A 22,535-nucleotide genomic window follows, 5' to 3' on the forward strand; every position below is an offset into this window, starting at 1 on the left:
TCCTGAGGTGGTCTATGCAAACACAATCCTTACCAACAGATTCTTTACCTGCATCGTCAGCATTACGCAGTGTCGCCGTGGATAAGCAGGATTTCCGTGATGCTATGGCGCGACTCGGCTCGGCGGTGAATATTATCACCACTGATGGCCCGGCTGGCCGCGCCGGATTTACCGCATCGGCGGTATGCAGTGTGACCGATACCCCGCCAACCCTGCTGGTGTGCCTCAATCGCTCAGCGTCAGTCTATTCGGTGTTTCAGCAAAATCAGACGTTGTGCGTCAATACCTTATGTGCCGAGCATGAGTCACTGTCAAACTTGTTTGGCGGCAAAACGCCGATGGAAATGCGCTTCTCTGCTGCCCGTTGGTCAACTCTGGTCACCGGTTGCCCGGTGCTCAGTGGTGCTGTTGCCTCTTTTGACTGCCATATCACACAAGTTATTTCTGTCGGCACTCATGACATTCTGTTTTGTCAGGCTGCCGCCGTTATTCATAACGATGACCAACATGGTCTGGCCTATTTTGACCGCTGCTATCACCCGTTAATGCGCCAGAGCCGCTGATTCAAAAACGAATTGATGGATTTCTCTGCGGTAATTTATTGATATTTCTCAGTGACTCACGGAGTACATTATGGCGAATAACTGGTTTCCAACATGGCGTAAACGCAGTGGTAATCTGGATGGAGCCATTATTGCTCCTGATGAGCGTCTCCCCGTCGGCGCAACATTGATTATGGGGTTACAACATGCGGTGGCCATGTTTGGTGCTACCGTGCTGATGCCGCTGTTGATGGGGTTTGACGCCAATCTGGCGATTTTGATGTCCGGCATCGGCACCCTACTGTTCTTCCTGATTGTGGGGGGGCGGGTGCCCAGTTATCTTGGCTCCAGTGCAGCATTTGTCGGTTTGGTCATTGCCGTCACTGGCTATACCGGCAGCGGCCCTAATCCCAATATCGCTTTAGCCCTGGGCGGCATTATTGCCTGTGGGGCGATTTACACCTTGATTGGTTTTATCGTGATGAGCATCGGCACCCGCTGGATCGAGCGCTTAATGCCGCCGGTGGTCACTGGCGCGGTGGTGATGGCCATTGGCCTAAATCTGGCACCGATTGCCGTGAATAGTGTTTCCGGCTCATCTTTTAACAGCTGGATGGCGGTAGTCACTATTTTATGTATCGGTGTGGTAGCCGTATTTACTAAAGGAATGATTCAGCGCCTGCTGATTCTGGTTGGTCTGATTTTGTCTTATGTCATTTATTGGGTTGTCACCACTATTTTGGGTTGGGGAACACCAGTTGATTTCGGCCCCATCAGTCAGGCCGCCTGGTTTGGCTGGCCACAGTTTACCACGCCAGTATTTGATGCTCATGCCATGTTGCTTATCGCTCCCGTGGCCGTGATTTTAGTGGCAGAAAACCTTGGGCATATAAAAGCCGTGGCAGGAATGACCGGACAAAATCTGGATCCGTATATGGGGCGGGCTTTTGTGGGCGATGGGTTGGCAACGATGCTGTCCGGCTCGGTGGGCGGTACCGGTGTCACGACCTATGCCGAGAATATCGGCGTCATGGCAGTAACTAAAATCTATTCTACTTTGGTTTTTGTCGCCGCGGCACTGGTCGCCATTTTACTGGGTTTTTCACCCAAATTTGGCGCACTGATCCACACTATTCCGGGGCCGGTATTGGGCGGTGCCTCAATCGTGGTTTTCGGTTTGATTGCAGTAGCTGGCGCGCGTATTTGGGTACAAAACAAAGTGGATCTAAGTGATAACGGTAACCTGATTATGGTGGCCGTCACACTGGTATTAGGCGCGGGGAACTTCGCGCTAACCTTGGGTAACTTTACCCTCGGGGGCATCGGCACCGCGACTTTTGGTGCCATTTTGCTCAACGCTTTATTACAACGCCGTAAAATATTGCCGAAACTGGGGAGTGATGGTAAGCCCTTGCCGCAAGATGGTTAGTTAGCGCCAGACCTTATTCCTCGGCCGATATTCGTGGGGAATAAGGTTTATTACGATCACGGTGCGGTTATTGCTGCGCGCAGCCGGCTGGGTGTTAAACCAAAATGCCGCTGAAAACGCGAGGTAAAACGAGACGCATTGTGCCATAACGCTCTTATATTATGCCTAACAGCTTAATACAGAGCGTTATCATTTCAGTCTATTTATTCAAGATGCAGCTTGCCACCTTGCCAGGAGAGCTGAGTCACTGCTGAGGTTGCAACACCGTCGCTTGTTTCTCCTCCCAGCAAAATCACTTTATCTTTATCTTGAATGGATACGCCGTAAGCCAGCGGCTGAGGTAATTTGCCTGCCACCTGCCATTGATTATCCACCAGCGCATAAATGGGCTGTTGCCACTGCTTTTTTAGCCCTTGATGGGCATATAACTGCCCCGCATTGAATTGTTGCCATGAACCGGGGAAATTGGCCCCACCGCCTACCAGTACCACATCATGGCTCACACCCGCAAAAGCCCCTGCCAGCCCTTCTTGCACCGCGCCTTTTTCAGCGCCGATCAAATCTGGTCGCTGTTGCCATTTCAGCTCTGTGCCCTGCGTTTTGCCCTGCCATACCGCTGCCGTGCGTAATCCGGGTTTAATTTCACCATTTATTAATATCAAATCACCCTTTTTAGCGGTGATAGCTGACCCAGCCGTACCTAAAAATGGTACTTGCCCGCCACTTTTCCACTGATTTTTAGCTGGGTCATACATCAGCACATCGCGGTTATAGAAATAGTCTGCCGGAGCCTGGTCAAAATACGCATTAACAACTGCATTTTTCTGGGTTTCATTGCCGCCCGCAGCGGCCAGATCCGTGAAGTAGCCGTCGAAAATAGCTTTATTGACGCCCCCCAGCAGCAACGCCTGAGTGCCATTCAATGTGGTTGCGGCGGTACCCACCAAGCCGCGCGGCGCTCGCGTTGCCAACCGTTGCCACTGATTAGTTTGTGGATCATATTGATACACATCATCCAGCGCACGTACCTGCGTGTCACTGGCGCTATTTTTACCCACGCCACCAAAAACATACAGCTTACCGCTTAATGCTACAGTGACAGCCTGTTCACGAGGCTGCCCTGGGAAGTCAGCTATTTTCTGCCAACCACTGCTGGCTTTATCCGTATCAAGGCGATACCACGATTGACCGGCGCTACCTAAGCCAACATATAAATGGTTATCAACCCGATCGCCCGTCCCATACTTAAAGGCAACAGGTACATCCGGATAGCGTTCGGCATTGGCGTAAGGTAGCGAGAACGTGATGCAAAGAGTCAGCGCGCTCAATAGGATGACTTTTGTACTCAATTTTTTCTTATATTGGTGGTATATCTGAGTCATCAAAATGTTCCTCATTAATTAATCGCTATATTGGGTGAATGCTAACAATCATAAAACTCCATTTAATTATTTAAATTGGAGTTTGACTATCACTCAAGATATTAATCGTGCGCTACGTTGTCAATGTAGATAACAAGTCATTGTGATAAATACCTCAGGGATGAATAAAGATTTCAGTTAAATTAGCTGGGCTATTCTCTGACAATCAGGCTGAATCAAGGCGGCCAGCCAGTGTCGGGAAGATGTCATGTCATTGTCTGGTTACTGTCGTGGCAGTGTTGAGCGCTGGTATTTAGGTTTGTAGATATCTCGTCAAACCCAGGAGCATTCATTATGAATCTTTATCGTATTCGTGAATTACGCCAGGCACGGGCCTGGTCACAAGAGCAATTAGCCGAGCTTTGCAGCCTTAACGTCCGCACTATTCAGCGTATAGAGAATGGTGAGCAAGCTAGCCTTGAAACCTTGAGTGCTATTGCCGCGGTGATGGAATTGAAAGTCAGCGAACTCTACTCTCCCGATACCAGTCAACCACCAGAAACTTCTGGCGAAGCGGTTGACCAGCGCGTAGTGGATGCGCGTGAGGCCGTTGAAAATGAAATGTCTTTTTTGCGCCAATTACTGCGGGCGGTGATCCTGTGCTCAATATTATTCGTGATTAACTGGTTTACCTCTCCAAGCTATATGTGGGCCTGGTGGGTTGTGCTGGGATTAGGTATCCCATTAGGTTTAAGAGCGATAAATCTATTCTTGCTCGGCAATTGGATGGCGCGCTGGCAGCAAAAACGCCTACAAAAGAAGTTACGTAATTTGTAAGTAAACTGAGCAAATCAAAGTCATCAGATTGGGATGTCTTATTGCGGTGACTTTTTTGTAGCTAACATTGCAGCTTGAGCGTATTGGCGTATGGTTAATAAGTGTCATAAGCAGCGACTATGATGACATCATCAGCGTTATTCAATAAATATGATTGGAGAGAAGCGAGATGGCGAAAATTCTAGTGCTTTATTATTCCATGTATGGACATATCGAGACACTTGCCAGCGCAATTGCCGAAGGTGCCCAAAAGGTTGACGGTGTTGAAGTGACCATTAAGCGCGTGCCGGAAACCATGCCCGCAGATGCTTTTGCCAAAGCCGGTGGTAAAACTGATCAGAAAGCACCAGTAGCAACACCACAAGAGTTGGCCGATTACGATGGCATCATTTTCGGTACGCCAACCCGCTTTGGTAATATGGCCGGGCAGATGCGTACATTCCTTGACCAAACTGGCGGGCTGTGGGCATCGGGCGCACTGTACGGCAAAGTCGCCAGTGTATTTGCTTCTACCGGTACGGGCGGCGGGCAAGAACACACCATCACCTCAACCTGGACCACATTAGCCCACCACGGTTTTATTATTGTGCCGATCGGCTATGGCGCTACAGAATTGTTTGATGTTTCGCAGACCCGCGGTGGCACGCCTTATGGCGCTACCACTATTGCTGGTGGTGATGGTTCCCGCCAGCCAAGCGCTGAGGAGCTCGCCATCGCCCGTTTCCAGGGCGAACATGTGGCGAAGATTACCGCGAAATTAGCCCGTTAACCCGTAATAAAAAAGCACCGCGCAACAGCGGTGCTCAATTGCTATTTTTGTTTCAATATCAAGCTTCCAGTAGCCCTTGCGCCAGATAGTGAGTGGTATCCGCTACCCCCGGTAAGACGAAGAAATAGCCCCCGCCAATCGGTTTCACATACTCTTCCAGCGCTTCCCCATTCAGCCGTTTTTGTACGGTCAGAAAAGCTTTTTCCAAATCAGATTGGTAGCAGACAAATAATAGCCCCATATCCAGTTGTCCCGAATTTGATACCCCCAGCGAGTAGCTGTAGCCACGGCGCAGCATCAAGTTATCCTGGGTTTCAGCGGTGCGTGGATTTGCCAGCCGAATATGTGCATCCATCTTAATCACTTTGCCATCTGGGTCTGTGGTGTAATCCGGTTCATCATGTTCATGTACCATGCCCAAAGGCGCGCCACTGTGCTTATCGCGACCAAAAATAGTTTGCTGCTCTTGCAAGGGAGTCCGATCCCAGAATTCCACTTTGAAACGGATAATCCGCGCCGCCTGATAACTACCACCGACCGCCCAGGCAGGTTCTCCGGCGTTTTCCTGGACCCAAACCACTTGGTTGATCAGCGGTTTATCACTGGTTTTCGGATTCGCGGTTCCGTCTTTAAAACCCAACAAGTTGATTGGCGTTTCTTTACCTTTGCTGCGAGCAGCATGGGCAGAAATAAACCCTTCACGTTTCCAGCGCACACTGAGAAGATCCGGCGAGTGTTTGATTATATCGCGCAGAGCATGAATCACGGTTTCATTGGTATTCGCGCAAATTTGCAGCAACACATCACCGTGGCACAAGCCAGCATCCAGTGAATCATTGGGGAAACGAGTCATTCTTTGCAGCCGTAGGGGTTTTTCTCCTTGCAAGCCAAAACGCTCGTCAAACAGTGAGTCACCGACGGAAACCGTGATCGTCAGATTATCGGGGTAAATTTCTGGCCCCATAATGCCCGAATCCAGTGGCGGCAATTTCGCGTTAACCGACGGCGCATGCCCGCCTGTGGTCAGAAAAGCAATTCGTGCCGTTAATAACGTAAATAACCGGATTAATGCTGCTTTATCGGTTGCCAGCACATCAAATGCCACCAGCATCATTGCAGCTTGCTGTGGGGTTAATACACCGGCTTGATGTTGTCCGTAGAAGGGCTGCTTCTGCCAACGTTCATCTTGCACGGATTCGGGTGTGGGGCAATCGGCCGCGCGGGCTATTTTTGCCCCGCCGAGCGCCAATGCCCCACTCATCATGCCCATACCAAGGAGCAAACGCCGACGCGACGGCAATTCCGCCCCGTTATCTTGCTGATACGGCCCGTGTTGCGGGCCGGTTTTCTTACTCATTTTAATCCTCAGTCCAGACCCAATACGCCACGCAGTTGAGCAAGGTCTTCCGCCAGTGCCGTAATTGGCCCTTTCATCGCATTGCGATCAGCATCAGTTAACTTCTCATAAGATTCGTAGCCATCTTTGGTGCGGTATTTTGCTAATACGCTATCAACCGTTTTGAAGTTGGCATCAATTTTATCCAACAACGGCTTGTCCGCTTTTTCCAATAACGGCCGCAGCAGATTAACAATCTTCTGTGCGCCATCAACGTTCGCCTGGAAGTCCCATAAGTCAGTGCGGCTGTAGCGATCTTCTTCACCGCTAATTTTACTGGCTGCCACTTCTTCAATGAGAGCTGCCGCCCCGCCCACCACTTTGTTTGGCGCGAATGTCAGACCCGCTATCCGTTTTTGCAGTTCCAACGTGTCTTGATACAGTTGGTTGGCGAATTGATCCGCTCCTTTGGTGGTATTGTCACCAAATAGGATTTTCTCTAAGCGGTGGAAACCGGTAAATTTCGGATCTGCCGCTTTCTGTTCAAAATCGTCTTCACGGGCATCAATACTGCCATCTAAATCAGAGAATAACTCAGCAATTGGCTCGATACGTTCATAATGCTGACGGGTCGGTGCATAGAGTTTGCGCGCTAATGCCAAATCGCCTTTTTTCACTGCATCGGTGAAGGTTTTGGTTTGGGTCACTAACTGGGCAACTTCTTGTGTTACATAGACTTTATACTCGGCGATTGGCCCAACCAATGCCATTGCATCCGGTTTGGTCGCCGTGTCAGTACTGGCCGCAGCAGTCACTGTCAGCTTGCCTTTCGGGTTGCTCAGTAAACCGCAGGTCATATCGTATTCACCCGGTTCCAGATTGGCTGTCATTTTCTGAGTAAAACCTGGCGCGATGTTCTCACGTTCTTCAACCACCATGACCCCTTTCAGGATCTCCCACTCCAGCCCTTTTTGGCTGGCATTGTGCACAATAAACTGTGTTTTACCGGCAGGAATAGACAGCGCCATTGGCTCACACTGCTTATCATTAACTGTAATTTTAACCTGAGGAATATCAGCAGCCTGTGCGCTAATAGCGAAAACTGGCAGTGCCAATAAAGCGGCATGTAGAGCTGTGCGACGGAAGAACCGGTTAGACATGTGATAAATCCCTAAATTATTGGTTAGTTTTCCGCGCAGCCGGTACGGTTGAAGCCGCCGTGGCGCGTGGTGGAAGGAAAAAGAAAATCAATGCCGGAATCAGATAGATAAAGTAGACCGCGACCTCACTAACGGTAGGGGCTTCCTGATAACCGAACATGCCCTCGAGGAAGGTACCCAATAATGAGTGTGTTGAGAGCACATCGGTCAGGTCAAATGCGATATCCTGGAAGTGGTTCCACAATCCAGCTTCATGGAAGGCTCTGATTGCTCCGGCAGCAAGACCGGCGGCCACAAACAAAATAAACAAGCTGGTCCATTTGAAGAATTTAGCCAGATGTAACTTAACGCCCCCCCAGTAGATAGCCATACCAACCAAAATAGCGCAGCTCAAACCCAATATTGCGCCGACGGGTGCGCCAATACCGACATCCTGCTGAAAAGCAGCCAATAAAAAGAAAACTGACTCCAGACCTTCGCGCGCCACAGCAAAAAATACCATTGCGACTAATGCCCATCCCTGACCACGGCCTTTTTTACCCTCAACGTTTAGGGCGTTATCAATGGCACCTTCTAAATGAACTTTGACTGACTTGGAGACTTTGCGCATCCAAAAAACCATATAGGTTAATATGCAAACTGCCACCACCGCGATAATCCCTTCGAACAGCTCTTGCTGCTTTTGCGGGAACTCACCAGTGGTTTCATTAATAAAGATACCGATAGCCAGGCAAAGTGCGGCGGCAGTGATAACCCCCACCCATACTGCCCCCATCCATTGACCGCGCTGAGTACGTTTAAGATAACTGGCGATCAGGCTGACAATCAGCGCTGCCTCCAGCCCTTCACGAAACATAATAAGAAATGGGACAAACATGCTAAACACCCCTGCGGTGGGCAGTAGAATATGCGAATAAGAATATTGTCAATTTACGTAAGGAAAAGTAAAACGATAGTGATTATCATTCTGGCAAAAAGAAATTCAAGAGGCTGAATAGGAATATTGTTAAGCAAACTGTGGCAAGTTGTTTCCGTTGAGTTAAATAGTAAATAAATTCATCAGGATACGAATTAATACGTTTATTAAGAACTGGCCGTTTTTTTGATAAAAAAACCTATTTTCTGGACTGCCCATGAAGTTGTGCGGTTGCAACCGGTTATTGACCAAATCATCCGGTGTTGAGTCCATCATTTTATGATGCCAGTTCACCAGCAACCGATCGCTCATGTGGTGATCCTGCTAACGCGCCATAATGCCGATTTTTTGGCGTATTGGGTGGCACAGGACAAAAAACTATAGTCGCCACTACACGAGCGGTATTGTCTGATATTTTCCGAAAGGCGATAGCACTCCATCATTTCGTTTCAAATAGTCATCAATTAATTTGGAATTACTCGTAAAGATTTCGCAATCTGAATCTCGTTAAAACAATCAATGTAGCAACGATACCCAAACATCGAATTTTTATTTATTTGTCTTTATCAGAGATAAGAAAAAATATTTACTCCGCGAGAAGACTAAATACAGAGCTTTCTTGTAGAAAATATGCTCAGTAATAGATATACAGTCACACAGTTTTAGTCAACGCCATAAGGAAATGGATATGAGTCTTAGCTTACCCGGCAATGATTTATATTGTCTGTCACGGGATAATCTTCCCCCCGAAGAGTATGAGCGCATAATAAGCGCGTACGCTGCATGGTCACGTATCTGCCGTGAATATGAATTTGATGACCGTAATAATAATGGTCGTTACATTATTAATATGCGTGAAAACAGGGCTGCCTCACATTTGAGACCATCGCGTGGGGCTCGGGAAAAAGACAAACTGGAAAAAATGGTCTTTTCCGGCGATATCGTCATGCTTAGCGATATTCATGGCCCTGCCCGGCTGTTTTATATTGATGACGACGGTAAGTTGATATGCACTGACTCACTTGGTTTTCGTTTTGATGGTGCGAAAAAAATTATCGCTGAATACAATAATTCGGTGAGTCGAACGGATTACCAACGCTCTGGAGGAAAGCCACGGCCAACACAGATTCAGCGCTTGGTACGTGCTTCTGAGCCAGATTTGCCAGCACAGCAAGCCTTCCGTACTATTAACACCAAGGCTGCGGGGCGTCTGCTGGCTGCCGGGGGTGTTTACAACGGAAATATTGAAGGCTATACGAAGACAGCCCAAGATTTAGGCGATGATGCGAGTAAAGGTTTTGAACAGGTATTGAATAAGCAAACCGTCGGTGCTGCAATAGCGGCATCCTCTGTTTTGTTAGGTATGAAAAGTGCCAGATCAGTCAATATCCTTGATGAAACTGAAAAGTTACAAAAATCGTTCAAAGGTGCCGAAAGAGCGGCAAAATTCGCTAAGAATTGGCCTGAGGGTGAATTAAGTACGGCAGTACACAAGTTTGCAGGCACTTCCCCTACGGTAACCACAACGGATAAAGGGAAACGCATATATACTAACCCGGAAACCGGTGTTCAGGTGGTAGAAGATATAAGCGGGAAGTACTTTAGGATCTATGACCCATCAATTGTGGGGAAAAGAGCATATTTAGATCTTGAAGGAAATATTCCTAATAACAAAGCGCTTGAAAATGGGAAGCTTACAGGCAGAAACCAAAGCGAGTATAACGAAATAACTCACTTTAAAATCAAAGGAGAATAAGAAATGAAATCAATTACTGTACCTGTGAGCACTGAGGCAATGAATCGCCTTGATTTTGATGAATGCGTAGAGGGTGATTTAATTGAAATGAACCTTGATGAGCCAGAGTTTGAAAAGATATGGAATTCGGGTGTGTTTGATAAATTAAATGACTCCCTTGGAGTAAATATTGATATTTATGAAGATGAATCTTTAATTGGAGTGGATACTTTAGTAAAAGCCAAGAACATGCTTGAGAAAAGCTTTGACCATTCCGATCATTCTATTAAACAGTTATTATCCATGATTAATAAAGCTATAGAATATAAAACCGGAATATTCTTCTTTTTTTAGCAAAAGTAAACTTCAGTTGGCTGGCTTATTTTGACTTCATACATCAGCACGATAGACGTGAATACCACAAGAGATGACAACCGGATTGAAATAGACCGGGCAATCAAGCCCTGAAGAATCCGCAGAAAACAAGACAGGCATAGCGTGATGTGATCTACTGATTGCTCCACCAATTCAATGAGATTACCGCTATGCTTGTTCGTAAAGTATGCCAAAATTTTTTCCAGAATGCCTTAGCACCATTTCATAAATACCGGCAAAGCGCCCTGATGGATGCCACTGTTGCTTTAATCAATGGAGCTTCACTCACTCTAACCAGTATCGGCCGTTTCTTACCGGGTCAGGCTCAGGTTAAAAACAAAATTAAACGCGTGGACCGTTTGCTGGGAAATGAGTCTCTTCATCGTGATATTCCACTGATTTTCAATAATATTATAGCTATGCTGACCCGGAAATTATCTCTGTGCGTGGTTGCTGTTGACTGGAGTGGATATCACTCGCATGAATACCACATTCTCCGGGCCAGTTTAATTTGTGATGGCCGCTCCATTCCTTTGTTAAGTCAGATTGTTCCGTCGGCTGAACAGCAGAGCGAACAAATTCATAAAACATTTTTAAATGCATTTGCCCGAGCCGTTAATCCCGATGCCAGAGTTATTATTGTTACCGATGCAGGTTTCCAAAATGCCTGGTTCAAACATATAAAATCATTAGGCTGGGATTTTGTCGGAAGAATAAGGGGATATACACGACTTCGACTGCATCGGGAGGGTGATATCTGGTACAAACCACAGGAACTTCAGGCCAGAAGCCAGCCCGAATATTTGGGGCCGGGTACGTTGTCACGTACTCAATATGCCCGCTGCGAAGGCCATTTTTATCTTTATAAGAAAGCCCCTAAAGGTAGAAAAAACAGACGTTCCCGTGGCAGGATAAAACGCTACAAACAAGAGCGTGACGGCCGCTCATCAGCCAAAACACCCTGGCTACTGTTTACCAGTAGCGACAACTTCAGGCCCCGTGAAGTCATGAAAATATACAGCAGAAGAATGCAAATAGAGCAAAATTTCCGTGATGAAAAAAGTGAGCGCTTTGGATTTGGTTTGCGTGCAAGCCGCAGCAGAACAACGGAGCGAATGCAGGTCCTGAGCCTGTTAGCAACGTTAAGTACAATTGTGATGTGGTTAATGGGGTATCATTTTGAAAATAAAGGATTACATGTGAGGTATCAGGCTAACAGTGTGAAGTCGAGGCGGGTCATATCTTATCTGACGTTAGCAGAGAATGTCTTAAGACACTCTCCGCTAATATTGCGACGAATAGCACTGAATAGTGCACTTAATCACCTTGCCAGAGTCTACCGAAATATGGTGCTAGTTTATTAATGGTGATTTTGTGGGGATCCCTCAGGGCAATCAAGCCCGGTTTTAGAGTACCCCCACCACGATAGACATTTTCTGTCCTCATGACGGGTATTTTAGACGGTTTTGAATTCCGCTTCCGCCTGACGGAAACGTTCAGTAATGGCAGGACTCGGAGCACGCCCCAGTAAACTCACCACCACAATCGCGATACTGGCAAATACAAAGCCAGGGATGATTTCGTATAAATCTAACCAGGCATATTGCTTCCAGACCATCACGGTAATAGCGCCGATCAGCATCCCCGCGAGCGCACCGTTGCGGGTCATCCGTGGCCACATAACTGAAATCAAAACCACTGGCCCAAATGCTGCACCGAAGCCCGCCCAAGCATAACTCACCAAACCAAGCACCCGATTATCTGGATCCGCTGCTAACGCGATGGCAATCAGCGCCACCAGCAACACCATGGCACGGCCCACCCAGACTAATTCTTTCTGGCTGGCTTTTTTACGTAAGAACGCTTTGTACAAATCTTCGGTTAATGCACTGGAGCACACCAGTAACTGGCAGCTTAACGTACTCATTACCGCAGCCAGAATGGCCGACAGTAAAATACCCGCTATCCACGGATTGAACAGCAGCTTGGCTAATTCAATAAATACGCGTTCGCCATTTTGCGTCACACTTCCCGCATATTGTGGATTGTTCTCAAAATAGGCAATGCCGAAGAAGCCGACAGCAATAGTCCCCGCCAAACACAGGATCATCCAAGTCATACTAATGCGGCGAGCGCTGCGAATAGTGCGATGGGAGTCTGCCGCCATAAAACGCGCCAGAATATGTGGCTGACCAAAATAGCCTAAACCCCAACCGAGCAGAGAAAGGATAGCAACCAGATTCAGCCCTTTGAACATATCAATATTGGCAGGGTTTTTCGCCGCAATAACCATAATCGAGGTATCAATACCACCGACGGCTAAAATCACGATAATTGGCGTCAGGATCAGGGCAAAAATCATCAGTGTCGCCTGCACAGTGTCTGTCCAACTCACCGCCAGGAAACCACCAATAAAGGTATACGCAATGGTAGCGGCTGCACCGGCCCACAAGGCCGTGCCATAACTCATCGCAAAGGTACTTTCGAATAACCGCGCACCGGCAACAATCCCGGAAGCACAATAAATCGTAAAGAATACTAAAATCACCACGGCTGATATGACGCGCAGAAGTTTACTTTTATCCTCAAAACGGCTGGTGAAATAATCCGGCAATGTCAGCGCATTATTATTAGCTTCGGTATGAACCCGTAAACGGCCAGCTACCAATTTCCAGTTAAAATAAGCGCCAATGGTTAAACCGATAGCTATCCAACTCTCGGAGATGCCAGACAGGAAAATCGCTCCCGGTAACCCCATTAATAACCAGCCACTCATATCGGAAGCACCGGCTGACAACGCCGTCACTACACTCCCTAAACTGCGGCCGCCCAGAATATAGTCATCAAAACTCTTGGTTGCACGATAGGCCACAAGCCCAATAAGTATCATCCCAAAAATATAAACTAAAAAAGTCACCAGCATTGGCGTGTTCATGGTCATGCAACATCTCCATAGTGCATATTATCGTTTTAATATATCTCGCTTTTTCCATGCATACCGCACAGCACGGCATCATGCTTTATCTCTGGCCGGTCGGAACGTGACACTGAGTTGCACCAGAGATGAACGCTAAAATCTGAAATTGACTAGCAACACAACTATTCGCTAGCCAATAGCTAGCTCGCGGTTGCTATCCTAGAGGAGTCCTTTCTTGCCCTACAAGAATTTAAACAATTTTTTTACAAAAAACTTACCCTGCATCACATTAACCTCTGTCGGCGGTGACACCAAACATAAGAAAATGAGTTACACCTGAGGTAAACCCCCTAAAAATCCTATCATTATTAGCGTTAATCGCTCGACTACTTCATATTTGAATATTGTTTATCTTTTGAAATTGTTAAAAACAAGACTAAATTCACACTTCGATTACATACATGATTTAACACGGTTGCACAAAGTTGCAACATGCATGATATTGTCTGAAATAAAATCATAACTCCCCTTAATTCAGGAGCCAGACAGCATGGGTAGCACCACAATGGGCGTGAAACTCGATGAAGCGACACGTGACCGCATTAAGGCCGCCGCACAGCGTATTGACCGCACACCGCACTGGCTGATCAAACAGGCCATTTTTAACTATCTGGAGCGGCTGGAAAATAACAACGAATTACCGGAACTTCCAACAGCACAGATATCCTCCTCGTCTGAAACGGACGACATTATGCCGCAAGTCATTGAAAGTGTGCACCAACCTTTCTTAGATTTCGCCGAACAAGTGTTGCCACAATCGGTTAGCCGCGCAACCATTACAGCGGCCTATCGCCGCCCGGAAACCGAAGCTATTCCGATGTTATTGGAACAAGCACGCTTACCCGAAGATTTGGCTCAGGCGACACATAAGCTCGCCTATTCCATTGCCGAAAAATTGCGTAATCAAAAAAGTGCCAATGGCCGGGCCGGTATCGTGCAAGGCTTGTTGCAAGAGTTTTCTCTCTCTTCTCAAGAGGGTGTGGCATTGATGTGCCTGGCAGAAGCGCTGCTGCGTATCCCTGATAAACCAACCCGCGACGCGCTGATCCGCGATAAAATTAGCAATGGAAACTGGCACTCCCATCTGGGGCGCAGCCCATCCATGTTCGTCAACGCGGCTACCTGGGGTTTATTGTTTACCGGCCATCTGGTTTCTACCCACAATGAAGCCAAGCTTTCCAGCTCATTGAACCGCATTATCGGCAAAGGGGGCGAGCCGCTGATCCGCAAGGGTGTGGATATGGCGATGCGCTTGATGGGCGAGCAATTTGTCACCGGCGAAACCATTGCAGAAGCCTTAGCCAATGCGCGCAAGTTAGAAGATAAAGGGTTCCGTTACTCCTACGATATGTTGGGTGAGGCTGCATTGACGGAAGCAGATGCTCAGGCCTATTTGCTCTCTTACCAGCAGGCTATTCATGCTATCGGCAAAGCGTCAAATGGCCGCGGTATTTATGAAGGGCCGGGGATTTCCATCAAACTCTCGGCTCTGCATCCACGCTATAGCCGCGCCCAATATGAGCGCGTAATGGATGAGCTTTATCCGCGGTTGTTATCGCTGACTTTACAAGCGCGTCAGTATGATATTGGAATTAACATTGATGCAGAAGAAGCCGATCGTCTGGAAATTTCACTCGATCTGCTGGAAAAACTCTGTTTTGAGCCAAAATTAGCCGGTTGGAATGGTATCGGCTTTGTTATACAGGCATACCAGAAACGCTGCCCATTCACCATTGATGCGGTGATTGATATGGCGCAGCGCAGCCGCCGTCGCTTGATGATCCGTTTGGTTAAAGGAGCCTATTGGGACAGTGAGATTAAACGCGCTCAAGTTGATGGTTTAGAAGGTTATCCGGTTTATACCCGCAAGGTTTATACCGATGTTTCTTATCTGGCCTGCGCGCGCAAGTTACTGGCGGTTCCTAACCTGATTTACCCACAATTTGCGACACATAACGCCCACACCCTATCGGCGATTTATCATCTTGCTGGGCAGAACTACTATCCCGGTCAGTATGAGTTCCAATGCTTGCATGGCATGGGAGAGCCGCTGTATGAGCAGGTGGTTGGCAAAGTGGCGGATGGTAAACTTAACCGCCCATGCCGTATCTATGCACCTGTCGGCACCCATGAAACCCTACTGGCTTATCTGGTTCGCCGCCTGTTGGAAAACGGTGCGAATACTTCATTTGTCAACCGAATTGCCGATGCCACTTTACCGCTCGATGAATTAGTCGCGGATCCAGTCAGTGCAGTAGAGGCTATCGCTGCCAGCGAAGGCCAACTCAGTTTACCGCATCCCCGCATTCCATTACCGCGTGAGTTATATGGCAAGGAACGCGCCAATTCCAGCGGTTTGGATTTGTCAAACGAGCACCGTTTGGCTTCACTTTCCAGTGCATTACTGACCAGTGCCAGCCAAGTCTGGCGAGCTGAACCACTGATTGATGCTGAGCTTGATAGTGGTACAGAGCTGGGTAATAGCATGGAACACCCTGTTATCAACCCGGCAGAACCGACTGATATTATTGGTTATGTTCGTGAAGCAACAGATGCCGAAGTCAGCCGCGCATTGGATGCCGCCGCCAGCGCTGGTGCGATTTGGTTTGCAACCCCGCCCGTTGAGCGAGCCGCAATTTTAGTGCGTGCCGCTGAATTGATGGAAAACCAGATGCAAACATTGATGGGGATACTGGTACGTGAAGCCGGTAAAACCTTCAACAATGCCATTGCAGAAGTGCGTGAAGCCGTTGATTTCCTACATTATTATGCAGGAATGGTGCGAGATAACTTCTCCAATGACAGCCATCGTCCACTCGGGCCGGTGGTTTGTATCAGTCCGTGGAACTTCCCGTTGGCCATATTCACTGGCCAGATTGCCGCGGCATTAGCCGCTGGTAATAGTGTGTTAGCAAAACCGGCTGAGCAAACTCCGCTGGTTGCGGCACAGGCCGTGCGGATCCTACTGGAAGCTGGCATCCCGCAAGGTGTGCTGCAACTGCTGCCCGGTCGAGGTGATAGCGTCGGCGCTGCCTTGGTGAATGATGCCCGTGTGCGCGGCGTGATGTTTACCGGTTCAACCGAAGTTGCGGCTATTTTACAGCGCAGCATCGCCGGTAGACTTGACCCACAAGGCCGCCCAACCCCGCTGATTGCAGAAACCGGCGGCTTGAATGCCATGATAGTTGATTCATCTGCACTCACTGAACAGGTGGTGACTGATGTCGTGGCGTCGGCCTTTGATAGCGCCGGTCAGCGCTGCTCGGCTTTACGCATTCTCTGCATTCAGGATGATGTGGCTGAACACACGTTACAGATGCTGCGTGGTGCCATGGCTGAATGCCGCATGGGTAACCCCGAGCGCCTGTCTACAGATATCGGGCCAGTAATCGATGCGGATGCCAAAGCCGGTATTGAGCGGCATATTCAAGCCATGCGCGCCAAAGGGCGCAAAGTGTATCAAGCCGCCCAAGCCAATAATATGGATGAAAAAGAGTGGCAGCGCGGTACCTTTATCAAACCGACATTAATAGAGCTGGATAGCTTCGATGAACTGCAAAAAGAGATCTTCGGCCCGGTGCTGCATGTGGTGCGCTTCCAGCGGCAAAATCTCGCTGCGCTGGTTGATCAAATAAATGCCTCTGGTTATGGCTTAACTTTGGGTATTCATACCCGTATTGATGAAACCATTGCTCAGGTCACTGAAAAAGCAAAAGTGGGTAATCTCTACGTTAACCGCAACATGGTCGGCGCGGTGGTTGGCGTGCAACCTTTTGGCGGCGAAGGTCTATCAGGTACCGGTCCTAAAGCCGGTGGCCCACTGTATTTGTATCGCCTTCTGTGTAGCCGCCCGGAAGATGCTGTGATAAACACCCTCACCCATCATGATAGCGGGCAGTTACAGAATGTCTCAGGCCGTGAGGCACTGCAAACAGCCCACCATGTCCTGATCAAATGGGCGGAGGAACAGCAACAACCCGTCGTGGCTCAGTTGGCGCGGCGTTATGGTGAACTGGCACAAGGTGGAACTGTTCGAGTGTTACCGGGGCCAACCGGCGAACGTAACACCTACGCGCTATTACCGCGTCAGCGTATCCTGTGTCTGGCAGATACCGAGGCGGATGCCCTGACACAACTGGCGGCGGTACTGGCCATTGGCAGCGAGGTTCTCTGGCCAGAAAACACGATACAAACTGATTTATGCCGTACATTACCGGCAGTTGTAAAATCACGTATTACGCTCACGAAAGATTGGCAAACGGCTAATATCGCCTTTGATGGTGTTATCTATCACGGTGATGCCGATCAACTCCGTATTTTGTGTGAACAGATAGCGCAAATTGATGGGCCAATTATCTCGGTACAAGGCTTTGCCCGCGGCGAGACGAATATTCTGCTGGAGCGCTTACTCATTGAGCACTCACTGAGTGTCAATACTGCGGCAGCTGGCGGCAATGCCAGTCTGATGACTATTGGCTAGTCTTTCAGCTACATGAATATCTAGCATTCTAATACTTAACCGTTTTCAATCAGCCCGCTGTGTGCGGGCTTTTTTGTTTGACTCAAGATCTCTTCTAATGGATTGTTGGCCTATTAATAATTACAATCAGTTAAATATTAAACGAGCTAAAGTTAACATATTAAAAACAAAATGAAATCCGTACGATCTGTGAGGTCACAGAATGATGTACTTTGCTGAAACCTCTCAGTAAATTCACGGTACTGATTATGATTGTCTTTGAAATTTAGAAGGATTACACATTATGTCAAACATGGTTTTTTGCCGCGGGTGTGGTAAGGAAATACATGAATCAGCAAAAGCTTGCCCAAGTTGCGGCGCAACTCAAAAAGTCACGGGTGAGAGAAATCGTGTGGTTGCGGCTCTTCTGGCTTTTTTTCTTGGCGGATTTGGCGCGCACAAATTTTATCTAGGTAAGATTGGGCAGGGGTTTTTATATCTCATTTTTTGCTGGACATTCATTGCATCAATTATCGCCTTCATTGAATTTATTATTTATCTTTGCAATTCAGATGAAGAATTTGCCCGAAAATACGGTTAACAAAAAATTGGGTGATGAAATCTAGCCACGTGTATGGAGCCCCGCAATGCGGGGTTTCAGACTGCTGACAAAGTTAATAAGCGGGGAAATGTGCCGAATGGGTTCCTATTTATTTAAAATACAAGTGGCGTAAGCCGTCAGAGCGCCCATCGGTGCAGTCGCCCCGCCACTCTCGGTGCGACAAAATGGGTTTGTCATTAACCTCGAACCCCGCAATGCGGTTTTTTTTCTTGTCTGGCTCAATACACACTCACTATTGTTAGAGCAGCACTGAATGACGAGGACGTGCGACCGGTGGTTGACCGCGTCACCGTGCAATCCGCTGCGATTGTGGATTACCAGATTGACGCGGTGATCTATATCTATCCGGGGCCGGAAGCCGAACCGGTACGTGCCGCCTCGCAGGCCAGACTGGTGAATGAACAACGCCGAGCCGCCCTTAATGCCCTGACTATTGACCCGAACAATCCCCGTCAGGTTATTGCGGAGCAGATTATCCCTGAGACTGAGGGCGGGTGGTGGATTCGGGAGATTAGCTTGCTGAATAAAGCCGGAGAGTTAATTGCCATCGCCAATTGCCCGGAAAGCTATAAGCCACAAATGCAAGAAGGCAGTGGCCGTACACAGCTTATTCGCATGATATTAATGGTCAGCAGCACAGCAGCCGTTATCCTGAAAACCGACCCAGCGGTGGTGCTGGCAACACGCTACTATGCCGACCAACTCATCAGCACCACCGTCACCTCAATCAGCAACCATATCCGCACCCTCAATCCGCACCCGCAATATCTCCTCGCCAGCCACAATTTATTTGACCTTGGCAATATCAAGGCGGCGCGGGCTAACTTGCAATTAGGTTCTGCGGCCACCAGAAATGTCGGTAATGCTCAAGATGAACTCATGCAGGTCGGCGCATTTGGCTGGGGCGGCCCCTGCATTATTGCCTCAGCGGGGATCAATGCGCTGACAAAAACCGGCATGTACTGTGTCAATCAATACGCTCCCGATAAACCCGAGGGCTTTGGTGATGCGACCATTCAGCATATTCAAAATGACGCGTTAACCGCCCACCAGTTCATTTTCTCCACCAATAATACCCACACTGCGGCCAAAATAGCTTATCGCCGGCGGCATCAATGGGGTATCAGAGAGCATGGGCAGCGCACCTGAAAGTAATTTCAGCGGCGCTTTCGCGAAAACTGATTCTGTCGGCAATGACAATACCCCGCACCATACCGACATCACCCATTGCGGCAGCTTTGATTTTGACGCCTCCCGCGTGGTGCGCACCGCCGCCGAAACCCGTCCACGCAACATCTCATTTTGCTATATTTTGAGGGCTGTCTAATGAAATATAACTTTGCGGTTCAACCGGCCATCTTGGATGACCATCAACTCGCCAGTCAGGCGGGATGGATAACGCTTTATCACTATGATGCGGAGAGTCTTGAATATGCTAGCGCGGGCATGGAGTACTTGCCGCTCGGCGTCGGCTTACCGGCTCACTCGGTGGCTGATGCGCCCATCTTTCAACCTAAAACCGGCATGGCATTGGTGAGGGATTTAACTGCTAACCAGTGGGTGACAGTGGCAGACTATCGCCATCAAACGGTGTATGACATTGAAACCAAATATGAATCCATCATTTTTGCACTGGGGCCAATCCCCAAAAATAAAACACTGATTCAGCCAATGCATGAGTTTGATATATGGACAGGAACCGCCTGGGAAGTCGATCAGCAGGCATTAAAAGCCCGCCATATTACCGCCGCCGTCCAACAAAAAACCGCACTGATAAATCAGGTATCAGAGCACATCAACATCCTACTCGACGCCATCGCAATGGATAATCAACAGACTGATATTCAGCAATTGGCGGCACTCAAACATTACCGCGTCGCGCTAATGCGCATTGACCCCAACACCGCACCAGAGATTGACTGGCCGGAGTTGCCGCAATAATGGTTGATTTTAATGGGGGAAATATTTGTCTTAAAGTGAGGTTGAGGCATTGTTCGGGATGATGCCCATGGTTACAGTTGGCGGGATATTTGTCAGTGTATTGTCTACTGAATCAGTCGCTTTATTGACGATGATTTTTTAATTTCTTGTATCCCAAGGGCTACAGTTATCGCCATAAACTGAATTATTGCGTCTCCAGGGCTACAAAAGATGACTCTCTATCGTTTGAAAATATCGCCCATTGTTTAATCCTGTTAGGCAATGGGTCGAAAAACCAAATTAGCATGACTTAATGGATTGCAGATGTCTTTTTTAGAGAGACTTAAATAGCTAAAATGAATCAATAAAAATTTCACAATTTATATATCAATGCGTCCTCTTAAATTTCATTTTTTTACTTACACTCATGCCATATAGCATTGCTCTACAGCTAGGCGTTGTGTATACTTTAATCAGAATTTATATATAGAGGAGGCTCAACATGTCACAGGGCACCATTTTTACGAACAACCGTACTCAAAACGTGCGTTTACCGGTGGATATGCGCTTTCCAGAGAATGTTAAATCAGTGACTGTGAGAGCTGTAGGGAATGAGCGTATCTTGTCACCCGTTGAAAACTCTTGGGATAGCTTTTTCTTCAGTAGTCCGCGTGTTTCAGACGATTTTCTGACCGAACGCGCAGAACAGCATCAATCAGAGCGTGAGTTATTTTAATGCATAAGTACATGCTCGATACGAATATCGTTATATATGTCATTAAACGCCGGCCTATAGAAGTGTTAGGTCGGTTTAACGCTAATGCGGGCAGAATGGTTATTTCTTCCATCACACTGGCTGAGTTATTGCATGGCGTAGAGAAAAGCGCGGCACCTGAACGCAATTTAAGTGTTGTAGAGGATTTTGTTTCACGTCTTACTGTATTGGATTATGACGATAAAGCCGCAATTCACTATGGTTCTATACGTGCGAGTCTGGAGCAAAAAGGCACACCCATCGGTGTTAATGATTTGCATATCGCAGGTCATGCCAGAAGCACCGGATTGATATTAGTGACCAATAATCGCAAAGAATTTGATCGTGTGCCTGGACTGATTGTCGACAACTGGCTAGGAGAATAATTCGAATTAGAAGGATTGTGGTTACCATCAGCCACAAAAATAGTACGTCGAAATTATTGATGGTAATGACCGCTGTAATTGCAATGCCCTGAAAGTGCGGGAACACCGTCAGGGCATCTAACATCTGCCAGCGGCAGGCTCACTAACAACGAGTTGACCAGGCAATAAATTTCACCGGCTTCCGCTACTATTATCTTTAGCGGAAGCGGTATAAACATCCTTTAATTACACCTGTAACTCGTTATTTTAACGTGGAAAAATGTTTGTCCTAAAGTGGCGTTGGCTAATTGCTCGACAGAATCTCATCGGGTTATAGTCACACCGCAGCGGTAAAATCCTTTACCGGATTTGGCAGTCCGGCAGACACCAAAGCGCATGGCGTAAATACGGTTACATTGTTAATAAGCAAGAAATGCTGAGCTGGGTGGGGGCATCGTAAGGTGCGCCGGTTTTTTTGGTGACGGGTCTGTCAACCCCACCCAGCTCAGCACCTACAGAGATGAAAATCTCAAGATGGCAATCTAAATCCCGCCTACCAGGAAACGAACATTATTTATTCAACGGCCAGATGGGTGACCCAATAACTCGTCGTCGAACAAGGAAGCACTGGTGAAAATTGCAGAAGCACTTGAGCTAGAAGGCTATCTGAAAGGATACATTGAAAGCTATCAGGAAAGTCAGCGGGAGACGATACTGAAAATCGCCCGGTCTTTACTGGCCGAAGGTGTTGATCGCACTCTGGTAAAGGAAGTCACTGGCCTACGTGATGAAGACCTGACGCAATAACGCGTTAACCCCCATTCTAACGGGCGATGTTGTGTTAGACGTTGCCTTATTTCTGACAGTTTTTCGCACCCTATTTATTCCGTTCTGTGATTGTTTTTTCTCTCTTATTCATATCGATAACTCATTATTTTAAATAGAAAAAATGTTTATCCTAAAGTGGTGCGGAGTGAT

General features: G+C 47.8%; 21 protein-coding genes. 15 read left to right on the plus strand and 6 right to left on the minus strand.

What is annotated here, in order from left to right; genetic code table 11:
• Positions 1 to 14: 14 nt before the first annotated feature.
• Together rutF and rutG are read left to right on the plus strand one after the other, a co-directional pair.
• Complete coding sequence (gene rutF / locus FGL26_RS05525) at positions 15 to 563, plus strand: NADH-dependent FMN reductase RutF (RefSeq protein WP_011816246.1); 549 nt, start codon at positions 15 to 17, stop codon at positions 561 to 563.
• 70 nt (positions 564 to 633) lie between these two features.
• On the plus strand, positions 634 to 1,971 hold the full coding sequence (rutG, locus tag FGL26_RS05530) for a pyrimidine utilization transport protein G (RefSeq protein WP_005169999.1): 1,338 nt from the start codon (positions 634 to 636) through the stop codon (positions 1,969 to 1,971).
• A gap of 203 nt (positions 1,972 to 2,174) precedes the next feature.
• Here rutG and FGL26_RS05540 read toward each other — a convergent pair whose 3' ends face one another.
• The gene (locus FGL26_RS05540) at positions 2,175 to 3,353 is read right to left on the minus strand and encodes an N-acetylneuraminate epimerase (RefSeq protein WP_005170002.1); all 1,179 of its coding nucleotides are present in this window, start codon (positions 3,351 to 3,353) and stop codon (positions 2,175 to 2,177) included.
• Between the two features lie 333 nt (positions 3,354 to 3,686).
• Here FGL26_RS05540 and FGL26_RS05545 point away from each other — a divergent pair, with 333 nt between their 5' ends.
• Both FGL26_RS05545 and wrbA read left to right on the plus strand, forming a co-directional pair.
• Positions 3,687 to 4,169 (plus strand): helix-turn-helix domain-containing protein, encoded by a 483-nt coding sequence (locus FGL26_RS05545; protein WP_005170005.1) that lies wholly within the window; start codon positions 3,687 to 3,689, stop codon positions 4,167 to 4,169.
• 169 nt (positions 4,170 to 4,338) lie between these two features.
• Entirely contained in the window at positions 4,339 to 4,938 is a 600-nt protein-coding gene (gene wrbA / locus FGL26_RS05550) for an NAD(P)H:quinone oxidoreductase (protein ID WP_005170008.1), read from the plus strand.
• A 58-nt stretch (positions 4,939 to 4,996) separates the two neighbouring features.
• Here the strand turns inward: wrbA and efeB are convergent, their stop codons facing one another.
• The 4 genes from efeB to FGL26_RS05570 form a co-directional block, all read right to left on the minus strand.
• Positions 4,997 to 6,295 carry an iron uptake transporter deferrochelatase/peroxidase subunit gene (efeB, locus tag FGL26_RS05555; RefSeq protein WP_005170009.1) on the minus strand — a complete coding sequence of 433 codons (1,299 nt, stop codon included), beginning with the start codon at positions 6,293 to 6,295 and terminating at the stop codon, positions 4,997 to 4,999.
• Positions 6,296 to 6,303: 8 nt separating this feature from the next.
• Positions 6,304 to 7,434: an iron uptake system protein EfeO gene (efeO, locus tag FGL26_RS05560; RefSeq protein WP_005170011.1), complete on the minus strand. Its 1,131-nt coding sequence runs from the start codon at positions 7,432 to 7,434 to the stop codon at positions 6,304 to 6,306.
• Positions 7,435 to 7,450: 16 nt separating this feature from the next.
• Positions 7,451 to 8,311 carry an iron uptake transporter permease EfeU gene (efeU, locus tag FGL26_RS05565; RefSeq protein WP_005170014.1) on the minus strand — a complete coding sequence of 287 codons (861 nt, stop codon included), beginning with the start codon at positions 8,309 to 8,311 and terminating at the stop codon, positions 7,451 to 7,453.
• A 162-nt stretch (positions 8,312 to 8,473) separates the two neighbouring features.
• Positions 8,474 to 8,662, minus strand: coding sequence for a hypothetical protein (locus tag FGL26_RS05570; protein ID WP_005170017.1), 189 nt, complete (start codon positions 8,660 to 8,662; stop codon positions 8,474 to 8,476).
• Positions 8,663 to 9,038: 376 nt separating this feature from the next.
• Between FGL26_RS05570 and FGL26_RS05575 the strand changes: the two genes are divergently transcribed.
• The 3 genes from FGL26_RS05575 to FGL26_RS05590 all read left to right on the plus strand — a co-directional run bounded on the left by FGL26_RS05575 (position 9,039) and on the right by FGL26_RS05590 (position 11,824).
• Positions 9,039 to 10,106 (plus strand): DUF8093 domain-containing protein, encoded by a 1,068-nt coding sequence (locus FGL26_RS05575; protein WP_005170020.1) that lies wholly within the window; start codon positions 9,039 to 9,041, stop codon positions 10,104 to 10,106.
• Positions 10,107 to 10,109: 3 nt separating this feature from the next.
• A complete protein-coding gene (locus tag FGL26_RS05580; protein WP_005170022.1) occupies positions 10,110 to 10,439 on the plus strand; it encodes a hypothetical protein in 330 nt (109 codons plus the stop codon).
• 191 nt (positions 10,440 to 10,630) lie between these two features.
• Positions 10,631 to 11,824 carry an IS4 family transposase gene (locus FGL26_RS05590; protein WP_138060222.1) on the plus strand — a complete coding sequence of 398 codons (1,194 nt, stop codon included), beginning with the start codon at positions 10,631 to 10,633 and terminating at the stop codon, positions 11,822 to 11,824.
• Between the two features lie 92 nt (positions 11,825 to 11,916).
• Here FGL26_RS05590 and putP read toward each other — a convergent pair whose 3' ends face one another.
• Positions 11,917 to 13,401, minus strand: coding sequence for a sodium/proline symporter PutP (putP, locus tag FGL26_RS05595; RefSeq protein WP_005170038.1), 1,485 nt, complete (start codon positions 13,399 to 13,401; stop codon positions 11,917 to 11,919).
• A gap of 526 nt (positions 13,402 to 13,927) precedes the next feature.
• Here putP and putA point away from each other — a divergent pair.
• The 8 genes from putA to FGL26_RS21405 all read left to right on the plus strand — a co-directional run bounded on the left by putA (position 13,928) and on the right by FGL26_RS21405 (position 22,364).
• The gene (gene putA, locus FGL26_RS05600) at positions 13,928 to 17,917 is read left to right on the plus strand and encodes a trifunctional transcriptional regulator/proline dehydrogenase/L-glutamate gamma-semialdehyde dehydrogenase (RefSeq protein WP_138060223.1); all 3,990 of its coding nucleotides are present in this window, start codon (positions 13,928 to 13,930) and stop codon (positions 17,915 to 17,917) included.
• A 283-nt stretch (positions 17,918 to 18,200) separates the two neighbouring features.
• The gene (locus FGL26_RS05605) at positions 18,201 to 18,497 is read left to right on the plus strand and encodes a TM2 domain-containing protein (RefSeq protein ID WP_005170044.1); all 297 of its coding nucleotides are present in this window, start codon (positions 18,201 to 18,203) and stop codon (positions 18,495 to 18,497) included.
• A 294-nt stretch (positions 18,498 to 18,791) separates the two neighbouring features.
• Positions 18,792 to 19,667 (plus strand): phage tail protein, encoded by an 876-nt coding sequence (locus tag FGL26_RS05610; protein ID WP_005170052.1) that lies wholly within the window; start codon positions 18,792 to 18,794, stop codon positions 19,665 to 19,667.
• Complete coding sequence (locus FGL26_RS21625) at positions 19,651 to 19,845, plus strand: hypothetical protein (RefSeq protein ID WP_005170055.1); 195 nt, start codon at positions 19,651 to 19,653, stop codon at positions 19,843 to 19,845. Before FGL26_RS05610 ends, FGL26_RS21625 begins: the two co-directional genes overlap by 17 nt.
• Positions 19,845 to 20,459 carry a tail fiber assembly protein gene (locus tag FGL26_RS05620; RefSeq protein WP_005170056.1) on the plus strand — a complete coding sequence of 205 codons (615 nt, stop codon included), beginning with the start codon at positions 19,845 to 19,847 and terminating at the stop codon, positions 20,457 to 20,459. The genes FGL26_RS21625 and FGL26_RS05620 overlap by 1 nt, the downstream gene beginning before the upstream one ends.
• 481 nt (positions 20,460 to 20,940) lie before the next feature.
• The gene (gene vapB, locus FGL26_RS05625) at positions 20,941 to 21,174 is read left to right on the plus strand and encodes a type II toxin-antitoxin system VapB family antitoxin (RefSeq protein WP_005170066.1); all 234 of its coding nucleotides are present in this window, start codon (positions 20,941 to 20,943) and stop codon (positions 21,172 to 21,174) included.
• Positions 21,174 to 21,578, plus strand: coding sequence for a type II toxin-antitoxin system tRNA(fMet)-specific endonuclease VapC (vapC, locus tag FGL26_RS05630; protein ID WP_005170069.1), 405 nt, complete (start codon positions 21,174 to 21,176; stop codon positions 21,576 to 21,578). The genes vapB and vapC overlap by 1 nt, the downstream gene beginning before the upstream one ends.
• A gap of 609 nt (positions 21,579 to 22,187) precedes the next feature.
• Positions 22,188 to 22,364 (plus strand): Rpn/YhgA-type helix-turn-helix domain-containing protein, encoded by a 177-nt coding sequence (locus FGL26_RS21405; protein ID WP_005170072.1) that lies wholly within the window; start codon positions 22,188 to 22,190, stop codon positions 22,362 to 22,364.
• Positions 22,365 to 22,535: the final 171 nt, after the last annotated feature.

It is taken from the genome of Yersinia enterocolitica subsp. enterocolitica (assembly GCF_901472495.1).
GTDB classification, from domain to species: Bacteria; Pseudomonadota; Gammaproteobacteria; order Enterobacterales; family Enterobacteriaceae; genus Yersinia; species Yersinia enterocolitica.

What these genes read in the sequence shown, in the direction of transcription:
- rutF (WP_011816246.1), top strand. Translation starts at nt 15, where the DNA reads ATGCAAACACAATCCTTACCAACAGATTCTTTACCTGCATCGTCAGCA.
- rutG (WP_005169999.1), top strand. Translation starts at nt 634, where the DNA reads ATGGCGAATAACTGGTTTCCAACATGGCGTAAACGCAGTGGTAATCTG.
- FGL26_RS05540 (WP_005170002.1), bottom strand. Translation starts at nt 3,353, where the DNA reads ATGACTCAGATATACCACCAATATAAGAAAAAATTGAGTACAAAAGTC.
- FGL26_RS05545 (WP_005170005.1), top strand. Translation starts at nt 3,687, where the DNA reads ATGAATCTTTATCGTATTCGTGAATTACGCCAGGCACGGGCCTGGTCA.
- wrbA (WP_005170008.1), top strand. Translation starts at nt 4,339, where the DNA reads ATGGCGAAAATTCTAGTGCTTTATTATTCCATGTATGGACATATCGAG.
- efeB (WP_005170009.1), bottom strand. Translation starts at nt 6,295, where the DNA reads ATGAGTAAGAAAACCGGCCCGCAACACGGGCCGTATCAGCAAGATAAC.
- efeO (WP_005170011.1), bottom strand. Translation starts at nt 7,434, where the DNA reads ATGTCTAACCGGTTCTTCCGTCGCACAGCTCTACATGCCGCTTTATTG.
- efeU (WP_005170014.1), bottom strand. Translation starts at nt 8,311, where the DNA reads ATGTTTGTCCCATTTCTTATTATGTTTCGTGAAGGGCTGGAGGCAGCG.
- FGL26_RS05570 (WP_005170017.1), bottom strand. Translation starts at nt 8,662, where the DNA reads ATGAGCGATCGGTTGCTGGTGAACTGGCATCATAAAATGATGGACTCA.
- FGL26_RS05575 (WP_005170020.1), top strand. Translation starts at nt 9,039, where the DNA reads ATGAGTCTTAGCTTACCCGGCAATGATTTATATTGTCTGTCACGGGAT.
- FGL26_RS05580 (WP_005170022.1), top strand. Translation starts at nt 10,110, where the DNA reads ATGAAATCAATTACTGTACCTGTGAGCACTGAGGCAATGAATCGCCTT.
- FGL26_RS05590 (WP_138060222.1), top strand. Translation starts at nt 10,631, where the DNA reads ATGCTTGTTCGTAAAGTATGCCAAAATTTTTTCCAGAATGCCTTAGCA.
- putP (WP_005170038.1), bottom strand. Translation starts at nt 13,401, where the DNA reads ATGACCATGAACACGCCAATGCTGGTGACTTTTTTAGTTTATATTTTT.
- putA (WP_138060223.1), top strand. Translation starts at nt 13,928, where the DNA reads ATGGGTAGCACCACAATGGGCGTGAAACTCGATGAAGCGACACGTGAC.
- FGL26_RS05605 (WP_005170044.1), top strand. Translation starts at nt 18,201, where the DNA reads ATGTCAAACATGGTTTTTTGCCGCGGGTGTGGTAAGGAAATACATGAA.
- FGL26_RS21625 (WP_005170055.1), top strand. Translation starts at nt 19,651, where the DNA reads ATGGGCAGCGCACCTGAAAGTAATTTCAGCGGCGCTTTCGCGAAAACT.
- FGL26_RS05620 (WP_005170056.1), top strand. Translation starts at nt 19,845, where the DNA reads ATGAAATATAACTTTGCGGTTCAACCGGCCATCTTGGATGACCATCAA.
- vapB (WP_005170066.1), top strand. Translation starts at nt 20,941, where the DNA reads ATGTCACAGGGCACCATTTTTACGAACAACCGTACTCAAAACGTGCGT.
- vapC (WP_005170069.1), top strand. Translation starts at nt 21,174, where the DNA reads ATGCATAAGTACATGCTCGATACGAATATCGTTATATATGTCATTAAA.